The organism is Isoptericola sp. NPDC060185 (assembly GCF_042728595.1).
Lineage (GTDB): Bacteria > Actinomycetota > Actinomycetes > Actinomycetales > Cellulomonadaceae > Isoptericola.
The window spans coordinates 1-1,402 of sequence record NZ_JBHWYY010000153.1 but is presented as its reverse complement, the minus strand read 5'-3'; the positions used below and the strand labels follow the sequence as shown (position 1 = coordinate 1,402).

The following is a 1,402-nucleotide window of genomic DNA, read 5'->3' as shown; positions in this document are numbered from 1 at the left end:
GTTGACACCGTTATCGCGCCCCTCGAGGCGCGATCACGGTGTCAACTGCCTGTTCGGCGTCTGGGGAGCGTGGTCAGGACGCGGGGGTCGGCGTGGGCGTCGCGCCCTCCTGGGCGGAGCCGCCGGACGAGGTGCCGGCGCCCGGCTCGGCGTCGGTCGAGCCGGTGCCGCTGCCCGTGTCCGTGCCGCCGCTCGTGTCGCCGCCGTCGGTCGTGCCGTCGCCGGTCGTCCCACCGCTCGTGCCGTCGTCCGTGCCGCCGTCGGACCCGCCCGAGGTGCCGGAGTCGGTGCCGCCGCCCGTGCCGTCCGTGGGGTTGTCCGTGGTCCCGTCGGTGCCGTCGCCGGTCATCGGGTCCTTCCCGGAGTCGGTGCCGCCGGTGGTGTCCGGCGTGGGCTCCTGGGTCGGGGTGTCGGTGGTCCCGTCGGTGGTGCCGGTCGCGGGGTCGTCGGTGCCCTGGTCGGTGCCGGGCACGTTCGCCGGGTCCTCGGCGGGGCTGGACGGCGTCGGCTCCGGGGTGGAACCGCCGTGGTCGCTGGAGCTGCGGCTGATGCTCGTGCCGGAGCCCTCCTGGCCGCGCACGGCGTCGGAGAGCGGCTTCCCGATCGCGAGCTCGATCACGAGCACCACGCCCATGACCACGACGAACAGCGCCGCGGCGGACACGGCGAGCACCTTCTTCGTCCCGTGCTTCTCGACGAACCGCAGCCACGCGTTGCGCGGCTCCTCCGCGGGCTCCTCGGCAGACCCCTGCGGCCCGGTGGCGCCGTCGTCGGGAGGGACGTCACCGTCGTCGGGCGGGGACGGGACGGCGGACTCCGCGGCCACGTCCGTCTCCACCGTCGTGCCGCCGCCGGCGTCGGCGACGGTCACGACCGTGCCCCGCGAGGTCTCCGTGGTGCGCCGCGACTTCGACGCCAGCTGCGTCACGACGGGCTTGAGCTGCTCGTGCGTCTTCTCGATCGAACGCGTCCACAGGAAGTTGCCGATCACGGTGACGATGCTCGCGAGGCCGGCCCCGATGATCGTCCCGGCGACGCCGAAGAACGACATGAGGACCGTGGCGCTCACCGCGGCGAGCGCGCTGGCCACGACCTGCGTGAGCGAGAGCCGGGCCTTGGGGGCCTCGGCGCGCGGCTCGTCGGCCGGGCCGCTCGGGTCGGGGGTGCGGGGGGAGGAGGTCACGAAGCGTCGGGTCCAGGGTCGGGGGCGTCGGTCCGACGCCCGCCGCCACCGCCGGCACCTGGGCCGCGCGCCGCGGGCTCCGGCGTCTGCCGCGGGCGTCCCCAGCAGCCTAGGCCGAGCGTGTGCAGGACGCAGCGGGCCGTCGTGACCCGCCACGAGAGGAAGCGCGAAGATTGTGTGTTCCCGCAGGCCGAGACGTTGTGAGCGGGCGTTTGGCCC

At 75.2% G+C, this 1,402-nt stretch carries 1 protein-coding gene; it reads right to left on the bottom strand.

Annotated elements, in window-relative coordinates; translation table 11 throughout:
* Positions 1-73: 73 nt before the first annotated feature.
* A complete protein-coding gene (locus ACFWDO_RS21380) occupies positions 74-1,183 on the bottom strand; it encodes a hypothetical protein (protein WP_380325357.1) in 1,110 nt (369 codons plus the stop codon).
* Positions 1,184-1,402: the final 219 nt, after the last annotated feature.